The 14,675-nt window shown below is 69.7% G+C and carries 12 protein-coding genes; 4 read left to right on the forward strand and 8 right to left on the reverse strand.

Annotated elements, in window-relative coordinates:
* The first annotated feature begins 314 nt into the window (after positions 1-314).
* Both OG811_RS29670 and OG811_RS29675 read left to right on the forward strand, forming a co-directional pair.
* Positions 315-1,667, forward strand: coding sequence for a PHB depolymerase family esterase (locus tag OG811_RS29670; RefSeq protein ID WP_406070454.1), 1,353 nt, complete (start codon positions 315-317; stop codon positions 1,665-1,667).
* Positions 1,668-1,968: 301 nt separating this feature from the next.
* Positions 1,969-2,676 (forward strand): vancomycin high temperature exclusion protein, encoded by a 708-nt coding sequence (locus tag OG811_RS29675; protein WP_406070455.1) that lies wholly within the window; start codon positions 1,969-1,971, stop codon positions 2,674-2,676.
* A gap of 6 nt (positions 2,677-2,682) precedes the next feature.
* Here the strand turns inward: OG811_RS29675 and OG811_RS29680 are convergent, their stop codons facing one another.
* The 4 genes from OG811_RS29680 to OG811_RS29695 form a co-directional block, all read right to left on the reverse strand.
* Positions 2,683-3,693 (reverse strand): LacI family DNA-binding transcriptional regulator, encoded by a 1,011-nt coding sequence (locus tag OG811_RS29680; RefSeq protein WP_406075974.1) that lies wholly within the window; start codon positions 3,691-3,693, stop codon positions 2,683-2,685.
* A gap of 89 nt (positions 3,694-3,782) precedes the next feature.
* Complete coding sequence (locus OG811_RS29685) at positions 3,783-4,619, reverse strand: carbohydrate ABC transporter permease (RefSeq protein ID WP_406070457.1); 837 nt, start codon at positions 4,617-4,619, stop codon at positions 3,783-3,785.
* Entirely contained in the window at positions 4,616-5,614 is a 999-nt protein-coding gene (locus tag OG811_RS29690) for a carbohydrate ABC transporter permease (protein WP_406070458.1), read from the reverse strand. The genes OG811_RS29685 and OG811_RS29690 overlap by 4 nt, the downstream gene beginning before the upstream one ends.
* Before the next feature lie 52 nt (positions 5,615-5,666).
* Positions 5,667-6,959 (reverse strand): extracellular solute-binding protein, encoded by a 1,293-nt coding sequence (locus tag OG811_RS29695; RefSeq protein WP_406070460.1) that lies wholly within the window; start codon positions 6,957-6,959, stop codon positions 5,667-5,669.
* A 249-nt stretch (positions 6,960-7,208) separates the two neighbouring features.
* Here OG811_RS29695 and OG811_RS29700 point away from each other — a divergent pair, with 249 nt between their 5' ends.
* Together OG811_RS29700 and OG811_RS29705 are read left to right on the forward strand one after the other, a co-directional pair.
* A complete protein-coding gene (locus OG811_RS29700) occupies positions 7,209-8,834 on the forward strand; it encodes a glycoside hydrolase family 43 protein (RefSeq protein WP_406070462.1) in 1,626 nt (541 codons plus the stop codon).
* Positions 8,835-9,086: 252 nt separating this feature from the next.
* Positions 9,087-10,979: an ABC transporter ATP-binding protein gene (locus OG811_RS29705; protein WP_406070463.1), complete on the forward strand. Its 1,893-nt coding sequence runs from the start codon at positions 9,087-9,089 to the stop codon at positions 10,977-10,979.
* Between the two features lie 95 nt (positions 10,980-11,074).
* Here the strand turns inward: OG811_RS29705 and OG811_RS29710 are convergent, their stop codons facing one another.
* From OG811_RS29710 to OG811_RS29725, 4 genes are all read right to left on the reverse strand, one after another.
* Positions 11,075-11,590, reverse strand: coding sequence for a PepSY domain-containing protein (locus OG811_RS29710; protein WP_406070464.1), 516 nt, complete (start codon positions 11,588-11,590; stop codon positions 11,075-11,077).
* Positions 11,591-12,071: 481 nt separating this feature from the next.
* Positions 12,072-12,626: a DUF5872 domain-containing protein gene (locus tag OG811_RS29715; RefSeq protein WP_406070466.1), complete on the reverse strand. Its 555-nt coding sequence runs from the start codon at positions 12,624-12,626 to the stop codon at positions 12,072-12,074.
* Positions 12,627-12,654: 28 nt separating this feature from the next.
* Positions 12,655-13,944, reverse strand: coding sequence for an ATP-binding protein (locus tag OG811_RS29720; RefSeq protein WP_406070468.1), 1,290 nt, complete (start codon positions 13,942-13,944; stop codon positions 12,655-12,657).
* Positions 13,941-14,636 carry a response regulator transcription factor gene (locus OG811_RS29725; RefSeq protein ID WP_406070469.1) on the reverse strand — a complete coding sequence of 232 codons (696 nt, stop codon included), beginning with the start codon at positions 14,634-14,636 and terminating at the stop codon, positions 13,941-13,943. The genes OG811_RS29720 and OG811_RS29725 overlap by 4 nt, the downstream gene beginning before the upstream one ends.
* Positions 14,637-14,675: the final 39 nt, after the last annotated feature.

Genomic DNA, 14,675 nt, shown 5'->3' on the forward strand with positions numbered 1-14,675 from the left:
AGTCGCCCAGCCGGACGGATGCGACGCGGTCGCGGGCGGACTCGTGGACGGACAGGACCCGGTGTCCCATCATTCGTGCCCCGTCCCCCCGAATCCGTGGTCCGGATCCCGGCTGCCCAGTGGACGGCGTCAGCCCCGCGCGCGCGGCATGCAATCGACGGTAAAGAATGTCATGCGCGAGTCGGGGATCTCAAGTGATCTGGTCGAGCAGCTGGCTTCAGCGAGTCGACAGACGTCATTCGTGACAACTTGACGAACAGCATGTTATCGCTCACAGTCGATGGCGGGGCGGCACAGCACGAGAGGAAACATCGATGAAATCAAGGATCGCACTGCTGGCCGCCGCGCTCGCGACGGCCCTGGCGACGATGACGGCCGTGGTCACGGTCGCCACCCCGGCGTCGGCCGCGGCGCTCACCCAGGTCACCAACTTCGGCACCAACCCGACGAACCTACAGATGCACCTGTACGTGCCGGACCGGGTTGCGGCCCGACCGGCCCTCCTCCTCGCCCTGCACTACTGCACCGGCAGTGGCCCGGCGGTGCACACCGGTTTCGGGCTCAGCACCCTTGCCGACCGCTACGGCTACATCGTGATCTACCCGTCGGTGACCCGCAGCAGCAAGTGTTGGGACGTCTCCTCGCCACAGGCCCTCCGGCGTGGCGGTGGCAGCGACCCCATCGGCCTCAAGTCCATGGTCGACTACGTGCAGAGCCGCTACCCGGTCGACCCGAACCGGATCGGCGTGGCCGGGTTCTCCTCTGGCGCCATGATGACCAACGTCATGCTCGGTCTCTACCCGGACCTGTTCAACGCGGGAGTCAGCTCCTCCGGGGTCCCGTTCGGCTGCTTCGCCACCACCAACGGCGCGGAGTGGAACAGCGAGTGCTCCGGCGGGCGGATCGTCAAGACCCCGCAACAGTGGGGTGACCTCGTGCGCAACGCCTACCCCGGCTACACCGGCAAGCGACCCCGGGTCCAGATCTGGCACGGCACCACGGACACCACGCTGAGCTACGTCAACTTCAGCGAACAGATCAAGCAGTGGACCAACGTGCAGGGCGTGTCCCAGACCCCCAGCTACACCGACTCCCCCCAGACCAGCGCCACCCGTACCCGGTACGGAGGCACCGGTGGCACGGCGCCGGTCGAAGCGATCAGCTTCCAGGGGTACGGCCACTCCATCCCGTTCGACGCCGCTCAGGCCGTCCGGTTCCTCGGCTTCGACACCGCGGGTCCCACCACACCGCCGGACCCGACCACTCCGCCACCCGGCGGCACGGCGGGACCGCTGCGCAACGTCGCTGCCGGCCGCTGCCTGGACGTCCCGTCGAGGTCGCAGACGAACGGCACCCAGTTGGCCCTGTGGGACTGCAACGGCGGCACCAACCAGCAGTGGACGACGACCGCCGGCAAACAGCTCCAGGTGTACGGCACGAAGTGCCTGGACGCCGAGGGTGCTGGGACCACCTCGGGCACCCGGGTGATCATCTGGGACTGCAACGGCGGCACCAACCAGCAGTGGAACGTCAACACTGATGGCACGATCATCGGCCTGCAGTCCGGTCTGTGCCTCTCACCGAACGCCGCGGGAACCACCAACGGCACCCAGGTCATTCTCTCGACCTGCAACGGCGGGAACAGCCAGAAATGGACCCGGAGCTGAGTCCACTCCCGCCTTCGGCGCCGGTTCGGCGTACCCCGTCGATCGTGTCGGACGAGGCGCGTCGGCGGCGTGCGATCTGAGCCGCCCGCGTGGCCCGGCTCGGGCCCCTTCCCGAGCCGGGCCGATCGCCGCAGCGGACTCAGCGGTAGCCGGCGGCGGTGCTGACGGCCGGAAGATCACCGCCGAGCCCGGTCACCGGCCCCTCTCGGCGGACTGACCGGCTCTCGCCGGTGACCTGTCAGAGAGACGATGATCAGCCCCGGCCCGGTCGTCGTGAGCGCAGCCGGAATAGTCTCGCGGCATGCGGGGACGATTCGGTGCGCTCAGGCGGTGGTACGGGAAGCGTCGGCGGTTCGTCCGCGGCACGCTCCTCGCGCTGGTGGTCGGTGCGGTGCTGCTGACCGGCGGCACGGCGGCCAGTGTGGCGTGGATCCGCGACGCGGCGGACGGTCACATCTACAGCGAGGCTGCCGTGCCGGACGCGCCGGTCGCCCTGGTGCTGGGGACCAAGGTGGACGCGGACGGCACACCGTCACCGTTCCTCGCGGCCCGGTTGGAGATCGCGCGACGGCTGTTCGGCACCGGCAAGGTGCGGGCGATCCTGGTGTCGGGCGACAACATGAACGCGGACTACAACGAGCCCGTCGCGATGCGGGGCTGGCTGGTCGACCGGGGGGTGCCGGCGCGGAAGGTGGTGCTCGACTACGCCGGTTTCGACACGTACGACTCGTGCGCGCGGGCTGAGCGGATCTTCGGGGTGCGGCGCGCGACGGTCGTGACCCAGTCCTTTCACCTCCCCCGCGCCGTGGCACTGTGCCGGCGTCTCGGCATCGACGCCAGCGGAGTGGGCGACGAGACCGCGAGGCGCTACGCCCAGACGTGGCGGGTCAGTTCGTTCCGCGAGAACGGCGCGTGTCTGAAAGCAGCGCTGGATCTGCTCTCCGGTCGGGACCCGGCACACCTCGGCCGCCGGGAGACGGGTGTCGACGACGCTCTCCGGGACAGCTGAACGGCGTCACGACCGTGGCCGCCCGGGCGGTGCGGGTCGCGGTGGTGGTGCGGCGCTGTCGCGGACGATGAGCTCGGTGGCGAGCTCGATCCGAGGGCTTTCGGTCTTCTCGCCGCTGGCGAGGCGCAGCACGGTCCGCGCAGCCAGCATGCCCATCTCGGCCAGTGGTTGACGAACGGTGGTCAGCGGCGGCGAGCACCACCGGACCTCCGGCAGATCGTCGAAGCCGACCACGCTGATGTCGTCGGGCACCCGGAGGCCGCGTTTGCGGACCGCCTCGTAGACGCCGAGTGCCATCTGGTCGCTGGAGGCGAAGATCGCGGTGGGCGGGTCGGGCAGGGCCAGCAGTTGGGTACCCGCGGTGAAGCCGGCCTCGTGGTAAAAGTTGCCGGGCCGGATGAGGGTGTCGTCGACGGGAATGTCGGCGGCGCCGAGGGCGGCCCGGTAGCCGTCCATCCGGGCTCGGCTGCACATCAGGTGCGGTGGACCGGCGATGAACCCGATGCGGCGGTGGCCGAGGCCGATCAGATACTGGTTGGCGCTCAGGCTGCCCGCCCAGTTGGTGGCACCGATGGTGGGTGACTCCTGCGGGTCGACCCCGGCGGGGTCGATGATGACCACCGGCAGGTGGAGCCGGCGCAGCTCGGCCTGCAACGGTGGGTTCACCATCGAGGTCACGAAGATGACGCCCTCGGTGGAGCGCGTACGCATGTTGTCGAGCCATTGCTTGGCCGACGAGATGCGCCAGTGGATGGCCGACACGACGGTGCCGACGCCGCTGCTCTGGCCGACGTCCTCCACCCCGCGGATGATCTCCACGGCCCACGGGCTGTCCAGGTCGTTGAAGACCAGGTCGATGAGGGCGGCGTCGGTACGGCGGGCCGGCGACCGCCGGCGGTAACCGTGCCGGTTGAGCAGTGCCTCGACGCGTTCCCGGGTGTCGGGAGCGACATCGGAGCGGCCGTTGATGACCCGGGAGACCGTGGGCACGGAGACACCGGCCAACCGCGCGATCATGGCGATGGTGACGTTTCGGCCGTTCTCCGAGCCCACGGTCCGCCCCTTAATCTGGCTGAAAGCTCAGGTTTGCTCGCACTGGTACGGGGTCACCCCTTGACGCTGCCGGTCAGGCCGCCGATGAGCTGGCGTTCGGCTACGGCGTAGAAGCCCAGGGCCGGAAGCATGGACAGCACGACGTAGGCGAGCACCCGTGCGGTGTCGTCGGCGTACTGGCCCTGGAACGCCTGGACCCCGACCGGGAGGGTCCACCAGCTCTGGTCGCTGAAGACGACCAGCGGGAGCAAGAAGTTGTTCCAACTGGTGACGACGGCCAGCACCGAGACGGTGGCCAGTGCGGGACGGGCCATCGGCAGCAGGACCCGCCAGAAGAAGCCGAAGGAACCGCACCCGTCGAGGACGGCGGCCTCCTCGACCTCGGCGGGAATGGTACGGAAGAACTGACGCAGGATGATGATGGTGATCGGCAGCCCGAAGGCGGCCTGGGGCAGGATGACGCCGAGCGGGTTGTCCAGCAGGCCCAGGCCGCGCAGCAGGACGAACAGCGGAAGAATGGCCACCGCGAACGGGAACATCAAGCCGATCGCGAACAGGGTGACCAGGAACTCGCGGCCCCGGAAGGCATAGCGCGCGAAGACGAACGCTGCCATGGCCGCCGCGCCGACGACGATGAAAGTGCTGCTCACGGCAATGAGGAGGCTGTTGCCGAGCTGCCGCCAGAACACCCCGTTGCTCAGGATTTCGAGGTAGTTCGGCACCCAGGGGTCGGGCCAGCCCAGCGGGTTGGTGGACAGTTGGCCGTTGTCCTTGAAGCCGCCGAGCACGCCGAACCACACCGGCACAACGATGAGCGCGCCGACGGTGATGCAAACGAGGTGCAGCGCGACGCTGCGGGTCCGCTGGGCGCGACTCGCCGTGGCGGTCATCGCTGGCCTCCCTGAGTGGTGATCGCGCCTGCAGTGTCACGACGCAGGACGACGCGTTGGTAAAGCAGGGCGAAGACGAGGCTCAGCATGAACATGACGATGCTGATCGCGCTCGCGTAGCCGACCTCGAAGCGGCGGAAGCCGTACTGGTACATCGTGACGGCCAGGGTCTCCGAGGAGTGGATCGGACCACCGCCGGTGAGCACCCAGACCATGTCGAACAGTTGGATGGTGCCGATCACCGACAGGAACACGCTGATGCGGATCGTCGGGCCGAGCAGGGGCAGGGTGACATGTCGGAACGCCTGCCAGGCGGTGGCACCGTCAGTGACCGCAGCCTCGGACAGCTCCTTGGGGATCCCCTGCCGGGCGGCCAGGAAGAGCATCATGTAGAGGCCGAAGTACTTCCAGGACACCACCAGGAAGACGGCGAACAGCACGGTGTCCGGGTCGGCGAAGACCGCACCCGCATCGGCGCCCAGCCACCGGGAAACCCCCTCGCCCAACCCTCGGTTGGGTGAGAACACCAGGGTGAACAGGACGGCCGTGGTGACCTCGGAGAGCACGTACGGTGCGAAGAAGATCAGCCGGTAGACGGCCCGGCCGCGCAGTGGCTGGTTGAGGAGCATGGCCAGGGCCAGCGCAGCAGGCAGCTGCACGACCAGGGACAGCACCACCAGCACGAGGCCGCGCCGCAGGTCGCCACGGAAGGTCGGGTCGCCGAAGGCACGGGTGTAGTTGTCCAGCCCGACGAAGTTCTCCGGCAGCCCGAAGCCGTTCCACTTGTAGAGACTGGCGTAGCTGGCCACCACGATGGGGGCGATGACCAACAGCAGGAACAGCGCCAGGGCAGGCGCCAGGAACACGGCGAGGACGCCGCCCCGGCCCGGCCGGGGCTGGCGGCCGCGCTGTCGCGCGGTGCCCGGCCCCGGTGCCGGCGGATCGGTCGCCGTGTCGCCGCGCCTCGTGTCCGACACGGTCGATGGCCTGGTCATTCCTACTCCACTCGGGTTCTTCAGCCGGCTACGGATGGGTGCTGGATCACTGTCAGGCGGTCTTCGCCACCTGCGTGATGTCCTTGAGGATCGCCGCGGGCTGCTTCTTGCCGGCGATGATCTCGGCGACGCTGTCGTTGATCTGCTGCCCGAGTGCGGGCGCGTACGCCTGATCGAGGTAGAGCTGGAAGCCGGTGTTCTTGGCCAGGGTCTCCGCGACGACCTTGCCGTTGGCGTCGGGAATGGCCGAGGTGGCCTCCTTCACCGTGGGCAGCACCGCGCCGGTCTGGACGGACCGGCGCTGGTTGTCGGCGCTGAGCAGGAACTTCAGGAAGTCGATGGTCGCGGCCGGCGCGTCCTTGCCGACGGCGAAGCCGTTGCCGCCGCCGAAGACCTCGGTCGCGGAGCCCTTGCCGCCATCCACGGCGGGGAACGGGAAGAAGCCGAGCTTGTCGCCGAGGCCCTTCTTGCTGGTGGAGCTGGACGCCTGCACCGCCGGCGCCCACTGCCCCATCAGCTCCATGGCCGCGCCGCCGTTGCCCATGGTGGCGGCCTGCCCGTCGGGTGAGCCGTACTCGGCGCCGAGGAACCCCTTCTGGAAGGGCTGCAGGTCGACGAGTTCCTTGAGCCGCTCACCTGCGGCGGCGAGGTCAGGGGTGTCGAAGTTCTTGTCGTCGACGGCCTTCTGCAGCGCGCCCACTCCACCGACGCGCATCGCGAGGTAGGACCAGTAGAAGTGGGCCGGCCACTTGTCCTTGCCGGCCAGGGCGACCGGCGTGATGCCGGCGGCCTTGAGCTTGCGGACCGCGTCGAGCAGACCGGCCCAGGTGGTGGGGGTGTCGGTGATGCCGGCGCGGGTGAAGAGGTCCTTGTTGTACCAGAACCCGACCATGCCGATGTCGAACGGAATGCCGTAGATCTTGCCGTCGATCGTGTACGGCTGCATGGCGGCGGGCAGGATGCCGTCAACCAACGATTTCACGTCGTCGGTGAGATCCTTGACCAGGCCCGCGTCGACCTGCTGCTTGAGCACGCCGCCACCCCAGGACTGGAACAGGTCCGGCGGATCGCCGGCCTGGGTGGCAGTGGTGAGCTTGGCCTTGAAAGCCTCGTTCTCCAGCGGCTGGATGGAGAACGTGACGTTGCTGTGTGCGGTCTTGTACTCGTTGGCCATCGCCGCCCAGACCGGCAGCATCGGTTCGGTGTTCTGGATGTGCCACCAGTTGATGGTCTGCGGGGCGTTCGGGTCGCTGGACTCCCCGTCGCTGCAGGCGCTGAGGAAATATGCACCTGCGCCAGCGCCGGCAAGACCGAGCAGCGTTCGGCGGGAAACGTGCGGTGTCATGATCCATCCCTTCGGGGACTCACGGGGTGTTCGGACGCCGGTCGAGCCGGCGGGGTGGGAACATGGATCTCCGGAACTTTCAATGCTTCGCCGGTATTACCGGGCGATGGCGGGCACGCTACGAGCTGTTGCCCCATCGGTCAAGACCTCTGTCCTATTGCGAAAAGACCGGCTAGCGTATGCAGGACTTCCAGTGATCCTGGACCGCAAGTTTCCGGAAGTTCCAGACAGTCGTCCAGAGGAGCCCTCGTGTCGACCGACATCGCTAACGTGGTGACCGCTGCCCGGTCGATCCGCAACCCCGTCCTCGCCGGGTTCCACCCGGATCCGTCGATTCTGCGCGTCGGCGATGACTACTACCTGGCCACCTCGACCTTCGAGTGGTATCCGGGCGTGCGTGTGCACCATTCGCGTGATCTCGTGAACTGGCACACGCTGGGCGGGATCATCACCGAACGCCGCCTGCTCGACCTGCGCGGCTGCGGTGACTCCAACGGGGTGTGGGCACCCGACCTGACGTACCACGACGGTGAATTCCACCTCGTCTACAGCGACGTGGCCAGCTTCGCCAGCGGCTACTGGGACCCACAGAACTTCCTGATCACCGCCAAAGACATCGCCGGCCCCTGGTCGGACCCGGTGAAACTGCACGGGCGCGGTTTCGACGCCGCGCTGTTCCACGACGACGACGGCACCACGTGGCTGCTGAGCATGAGCGCCGACTGGCGACCCGGCCGGGATCGCTTCGGCGGCATCGAGATCCAGCAGTACGACCGAGCCGCGCGCCGCCTGGTCGGCCGGCCCCGCATCCTGTTCACCGGCACCCATGTCGGCGTGACCGAGGGCCCGCACCTGTACCGCCACGACGGCTGGTACTGGCTGATCACCGCCGAGGGCGGCACCAGCTGGGAACACCAGGTCACCGTGGCGCGGTCCCGGGAGCTGTTCGGGCCGTACGAGGTGGACCCGGACGGGCCGCTGCTCAGTTCCGTCGGGCGGCCTGACCTGCGGTTGCAGAAAGCCGGGCACGGCAGCCTGGTGCGGACCCTCGACGGCGAGTGGTACCTGGCCCACCTGGTTGGCCGCCCGTACTCACCGCTGGGCAGCTGCGTGCTGGGCCGGGAGACCGCGATCCAGCGGGTCGAGTGGCCGTCGGGTGGCTGGCCCCGGATCGCCGGAGGGGTGCCAGCAGAGGAGGTCGTCGCGCCCGACCTGCCCGCGCACCCGTGGCCGGCGGAGCCCGACACCGACCACTTCGATGCCCCTGAGCTGGGTCTGCGCTGGTCGACACTGCGCCGGCCGGCCACCGCGGACTGGATCGACCTGCGCTCCCGCCCATCGCACCTACGGGTGCACGGCGGGCAGTCACCGGTCGGTCGACAGGCTCCCAGCCTGGTCGGGCGACGCGTCGGTGCGACCCACTGCTCCCTGGAGACCGTGGTGGAGTTCGACCCGGTCGACCACCGTCAGCTCGCCGGGATCACCGCCTACTACAACACCCTCAACTGGCACCACCTCTACCTGACCCGAGCCGACGACGGGCGGACGGTGCTGGAGCTGCTCAGCTCCGACAACGGGCGGCGCACCCCGTACCCCGATCTGACCATCGACGTCAGCGGCGTCACCCGGGTCGGTCTGCGGGCCGTCTTCGACGGGCCGGTGGTGCGCTTCGACTACGACCTCGGCACCGGTTGGCAACGGCTACCGGTCGACCTGGACGCGACCATCCTGTCCGACGAACACGCCGCGCTGATCATCGACGGCGAGCCGGCAGCCTGGGGCTTCACCGGGGCGTTCCTCGGCCTCTGGGTGCAGGACCTCGGCGGTGACGGCGTGTACGCCGACTTCGACCTGGCTACCTACCGGGAGCACTGACCACGCGGGACGGCACCCGGCCCAGTCGGGTGCCGTCCGCACTTCAGTGTTGGCGCGGGAGTTCGGCGACCGGATGGTCCTGGCCAAGCTCAACTTCGACGAAACCCGCAGGCCACCCGGCGCTACGCCGTCATGTCCCTGCCGACCCTGCTGGTGTTCCGCCGGGGCGAGGTAGCCGGTGACGCCTGTGCCTCCGCGCGCCGTTTGACCTCAACCTCACGCGAGGTTCTAGCCTGTCCGCGGAGGTAAGGCATGAGCATGGAAGTTACCGCGTGGATGTCCCTGCACCACGCAATGAACGCGCAGGACGAGCGGCCACTGTCCCGCGCCACCTTGAAGCGGATCGCGCAGTTCGCGCGGCCACACCGCGCTTTGATCATCAGGTTCCTGTTGCTGAGCGTGGTGACAGCGGTTCTCACGGTGGCGGCGCCCGTTCTCGCCGGTCGGGTGGTCGATGCGATCGTCGACGGCGCCGAGAGCGGCGTCGTGATCCGGTTGGCGGTGCTGATCGCCCTGATCGCCCTCGCCGAGGCTGGCCTGGGTCTGGTGACGCGATTCCTGTCCGCGAGCATCGGTGAGGGGCTGATCGTCCAGCTGCGGACGGCCGTCTTCGACCACGTTCAGCGCATGCCGGTGGCGTTCTTCACGCGGACCCGCACGGGTGCGCTGGTCAGCCGTTTGAACAACGACGTGATCGGCGCGCAGCGGGCCTTCAGCGACACGCTTTCGAGCGTGGTCGGCAACGCCGTCACGCTGATGCTGACGTTGGCCGTGATGCTCACCTTCTCCTGGCAGATCACGCTGCTGGCGCTCGTCCTGCTGCCCATCTTCGTCCTCCCAGCTCGGCGGATGGGGTCGAGGCTCGCCCAGTTGCAGCGCGAGGCGGCCGAGCACAACGCGGCCATGAGTACCCGGATGACAGAACGCTTCTCCGCACCCGGCGCCACCCTGGTCAAGCTGTACGGGCGGCCGGCCGAGGAGTCCGCCGAGTTCGCGGCGCGGGCACGACGGGTACGGGACATCGGCATCCGCGCCGCCATGCTTCAGTGGGTCTTCATCACCGCACTCACCGTTGTCGGCTCGCTGGCGCTGGCCCTGGTCTACGGGCTGGGCGGTCTCTACGCCCTTCGGGGCAGCCTCGACGCCGGGACCGTGGTCGCCCTCGCGCTGCTCCTGTCGCGTCTCTACGCGCCGTTGACATCGCTGGCCAGTGCCCGGGTCGAGGTGATGAGCGCGCTGGTGAGCTTTGAGCGGGTGTTCGAGGTCCTCGACCTCAAGCCGCTGATCCTCGACAGGTCCGACGCCCGTCCCCTTCCCGACGGGCCGGTCGCGGTCGAGTTCGACGGGGTGCGGTTCGGCTACCCCTCAGCGGACAAGGTGTCGCTCGCGTCCCTCGAGGATGTGGCAAAGCTCGATACGCGCGGCGGCGAGGAAGTGCTGCACGGCGTGTCGTTCCGCGCCGAAGCGGGGCAGATGGTCGCGCTCGTCGGCTCCTCCGGGGCGGGGAAGTCGACGATCGCGCAGCTCGTGCCACGCCTGTACGACGTCGAGGACGGCGCGGTGAAGCTCGCCGACATCGACGTACGCGATCTGTCGGCCGACTCGATCCGGACGGCGTTGGGCGTGGTGACCCAGGACGGGCACCTTTTCCACGAGAGCATCCGTGCCAACCTGGCGTTCGCTCAGCCGGACGCGACCGAGAATGAGATGTGGGAGGTGCTCCGGCGGGCCCGGCTCGACGACCTGATCCGCTCGCTTCCGGATGGGCTCGACACCGTCGTCGGCGAACGCGGATACCGCCTGTCGGGCGGGGAACGGCAACGGCTCACGATCGCGCGACTGCTGCTGGCCCGTCCGCGCGTGGTCATCCTCGACGAGGCCACCGCACATCTTGACTCCACGTCGGAGGCAGCGGTTCAGGACGCCCTCGCCGAAGCCCTGGCGGGCCGGACCAGCGTGGTCATCGCGCACCGGCTTTCCACCATCCGGGCGGCCGATCAGATCCTCGTCGTCGAGGACGGACGCATCGTCGAACGCGGGCGACACCGTGACCTGCTCGCCGCTGGCGGCAGATACCACGAGTTGTACCGCACCCAGTTCAACCAGGACCAGCCGACGGTCCAGGAGCAACGCGTCGCCATCTGAGCGTCATCCCGCACCTGGGTCACGGGGCTCCTGCTCGGACTCGGTGTCGCCGCCCGTCCCGGGTGATCCCCGTGGCGGGCGGCGGCATCCGGCGGTCAGTCGTCGTCGGAGCTGTCGTCGTCGTCGGACTGGTCGTCACCGTCGTCGTCGACCGGCTCCTGCTCGGCCTTGACCACCGAGCCGTTGTCCCGGTCGACGTCCACCTCGTGCTCGGTGTCGCCCGCGACGATTTCGACGCTCCACACCGGTCGGCCGTGCTCCTGCTCGGCCTCGATCTCGACGATCCGGCCACCACCGGCCTTGGCGAGCGCGATCTCACCGGCGCGCTTCTCGTCGACCGCGCTGCCGGCCGACGAGCTGCCGGCTGACGGCGTGCCGGCCGCCGGCGTACTCGATGGGGTGTCGCTCGACGGCGTGCCGCTGGTCCCCGGCGTGGCCGTGGTGGCGCTGTCGTCCGGCGCGTCCGTGGCCGTTGGGGCGACGGTTACCGCGGCGAGTGCCGTGCCGCCCGTTCGGGAGCCGTTCGCAGCGTTGACGCCCAGCGCGACCCCGGCCACCGCCAGCACCGCCGATCCGCCGACCGTCGCCAGAAGCAGATTGGTGCGCTTCATCGTGGTGTCCACCTTTCCTCGTTGTCGACTCCGAGGATCGGCCAGATTGGGATAGCACCGCGCTGTCCAGACGCTAAGGCCGGGTTAAGTCGACTGCGGAGGGCAGCACCTGAGGGACCACGCGGACCGGGTGGACGCAGCTCGTCGACGACCCGTGCTTCAACCCCCGCACACCACGCGCGGGGGTGACGGCAGCGCCGGTTCCGTCTGGATCTTGGACAGTTTCCGTTAGCGGCTAACGGAAACTGTCCAAGATCCGCGAATTCGACGGCAGGGCGGCGGACGGCAGGGCGGCGGACGGCGGGGCGGCGGACGGCAGGGCCTGGCTAGTGTGCGGCAGGCCAGTTGAGGTGCAGCCTGCTCGGCCGGCAGCATCCCCGACGGTCGCAGCGCTCGTCACGGCCGGCAACGCCGACGAGCCGACCATGCACGATCCCCCAGCCCCAGCCCCAGCCCCGGCGTCGTGCTGGTGGTGTTTGGGTCAGCCGCGCCGGTCGAGTTCCGCCTCCAGCCGCTGGACGAGCGTCTTGCGGTCCTTGCCGGCGTGCTCGTTGCGCAGTGCGGTCTTGAGCTGCCGCGTGTCGAGGCCACGGACCAGCTTGGCCGCCTCAGCGACCGACATCTCCGACATGCGGCCGGCGGTGGTGGCATCTCGACGCGCTCGCTTGGCCGGCCCGGTGTTGGCGACGTACTGCTTGCCGGACCGGGACGCTTCGCGCTTCTTGGTGTCGGTCGCGCGCTTCTGGCTGTCCGACATTTCCTCCCAAGCCCGCTTGGGCAGATAACGACTCGTCGTGCCGCCCTTGCGCGCACGAGTATCGCCCTCTTTCGTCTGCCACTTCTCGTTGCCCCAGCGCTGGAGCGACTTCTGCCGCTCGTCCTTTTCGCCCAGAAATCCCCCTCCGCGCTTCTTGTACTCCTGGGTGACCAGCTGTGACTTGCGCGCCGACCACTGCCCCGGCCTGCCGCCCTTGTCAGAAGCCTTGATCTCTTCCTTGATCTGCTCTCTGAGCTCGGGTTTCGTATACCGCGCCATAGGTGGCAGCTACCCGGGGTCGTGGTGCCTATGCCTCCCGGGGCGACGTCGGTGGTCCAAGCCGGAGCAACACCTGCGCCCCGCCTTCCGGGCCGGTCCGCAGCTCCAGGCGACCGCCGCCGGCCTGCGCGGCACGCCGGGCGATGTCCAGGCCGAGGCCGGTCGACCCGGCCGCGCTGGCGCCGCGCCGGACCGCGCCCGCCGGCATGCCCGGGCCCTCGTCGGCGATCGTGAGGACCACCTCCCCCGCGTCGCGGGCGAGCCGGACGGCGAACGGCGTCCCGTCGGGGGTGTGCGCGAAGACGTTGCCGAGCAGGGCGTCCACGGTCGCCGTCAGGTCGTCGGCGGCCACGCCGACCGGGAGCGGGCCGGGAGCCAGGTCGAGGGTGACGGCCCGGCCGGTGTCCTCAGCCAGCACCGACCAGAACGCGACCCGGTCGGCGACGATCGCCGCCGCGTCCGAACCGGCCGGTTCCGCCGTCGGTGAGTGGCGCCACCGGGCCTGCCGGATCAGCCCGGTGACCGCCCGTTCGAGGCCGTCGGCGGCAGCGGTGATCCGGGTGGCGTCGTCCGGGTCACGCAACGATTCCGCCTCCAGCCGTAACGCCGTCAGCGGCGTGCGCAACCGGTGCGACAGGTCGGCGACCTGTTCGCGCTCCTGAACCAGGAGCACCTGGATCCGGGTGGCGAGATGGTTGAGCGCCCCGGCCACCTCGCGCAGCTCAGCCGGGCCGGCTGGCGTGACCCGGGCGTCCAGCTCGGCGTTGGCCAGCCGATGCGAGACGTCGGAGAGGTCGCTGATCGGCCGGACCAGGGTGCGCGCCAGCCGGTCGGCGACAAGCAGCCCGATCAGCACGAGGATCACGCCGAGCAGCGCCAGCACCAGCCAGGCCCGGGTGACCCCGGCGGTCAGCTCGTGCTGCGGCACCACGATCCGGATCACCCCGGTGCCGTCCGCCCGCCCCTGCACGGCGATCACCACCTCCCGGCCGGCCGCCGACTCCCCGGTGAGGCTCTGCCCGCGCGCGGCCAGGGCCACCGCGGGCGTACGGGGTGTCTGGGTGCCGAGCACCGTCCCGTCCGGCAGGAAGACGCTCACCGGTCGCCCGGACTCCGCGGCGAGCTGCTCGACGGTGAGCCGGATGGTCGTCGCGTCGGCCGTGCCGACCACCGGCACCAGGCCCTGCGCGTCGGCGGTGGCCCGAACGGTGGCCCGGTCCTCGGCGACGGTGCGGACCAGCAGCGCCAGCGGCACCAGGAACGCGATGAGAGTGAGCACGCTGACCGCGGCGACCAACAGCGCGAGCCGGGCCCTCACGGCTGCGCCGCCGGTGCCTCGAGACGCACCCCGACACCACGCACGGTGTGCAGGAAGCGGGGCTGCTGGGCGCTCTCGCCCAACTTTCGGCGCAACCAGGACAGGTGCACGTCGACAGTCTTGTCGGCGCCGCCGTACGGGATCTGCCAGACCTCGGTGAGCAGCTCACGTTTGGTGACCACCTGGCCGGGCCGGCCGGCGAGGTGGTGCAGCAGGTCGAACTCGCGGGGTGTCAGCTCGACCGCAACCCCGTCCAGGGTGACCTGTCGGGTTCGGGGGTCGACGCGTAACCCGCCGACGACGAGCGCCGGGTCCTGCGCGTCCGCGCCGACGGGGCCTCGCCGCAACACCGCCCGGACGCGGGCGTCGAGCTGCGCCGCGGTGAACGGCTTGACCACGTAGTCGTCGGCACCCGCGTCGAGCGCCCGTACGATTTCCGCCTCGTCGTCGCGCGCGGTGGCCACGATGACCGGCACCGAGCTGACCGCGCGCAGCATCCGCAGCAGCTCGCGTCCGTCCAGGTCGGGCAGGCCCAGGTCGAGCACGACGAGGTCGGGCCGGTCCTCCAGGGCGTCGCGGAGCCCGGCCATCGCGGTCGAGGCAGCGGCCACCGCGTGGCCGCGTTCCCGCAACGCCCGGATCAGCGGGGTACGGATGGTCAGGTCATCCTCGATGAGCAGCAGGCGGGCCACAGCTGGCAGGCTAACCGCTGCGGTTGGCAGCGCGGCGCG

The sequence above is a fragment of the Micromonospora sp. NBC_01638 genome (assembly GCF_045209745.1).
Lineage (GTDB): Bacteria > Actinomycetota > Actinomycetes > Mycobacteriales > Micromonosporaceae > Micromonospora.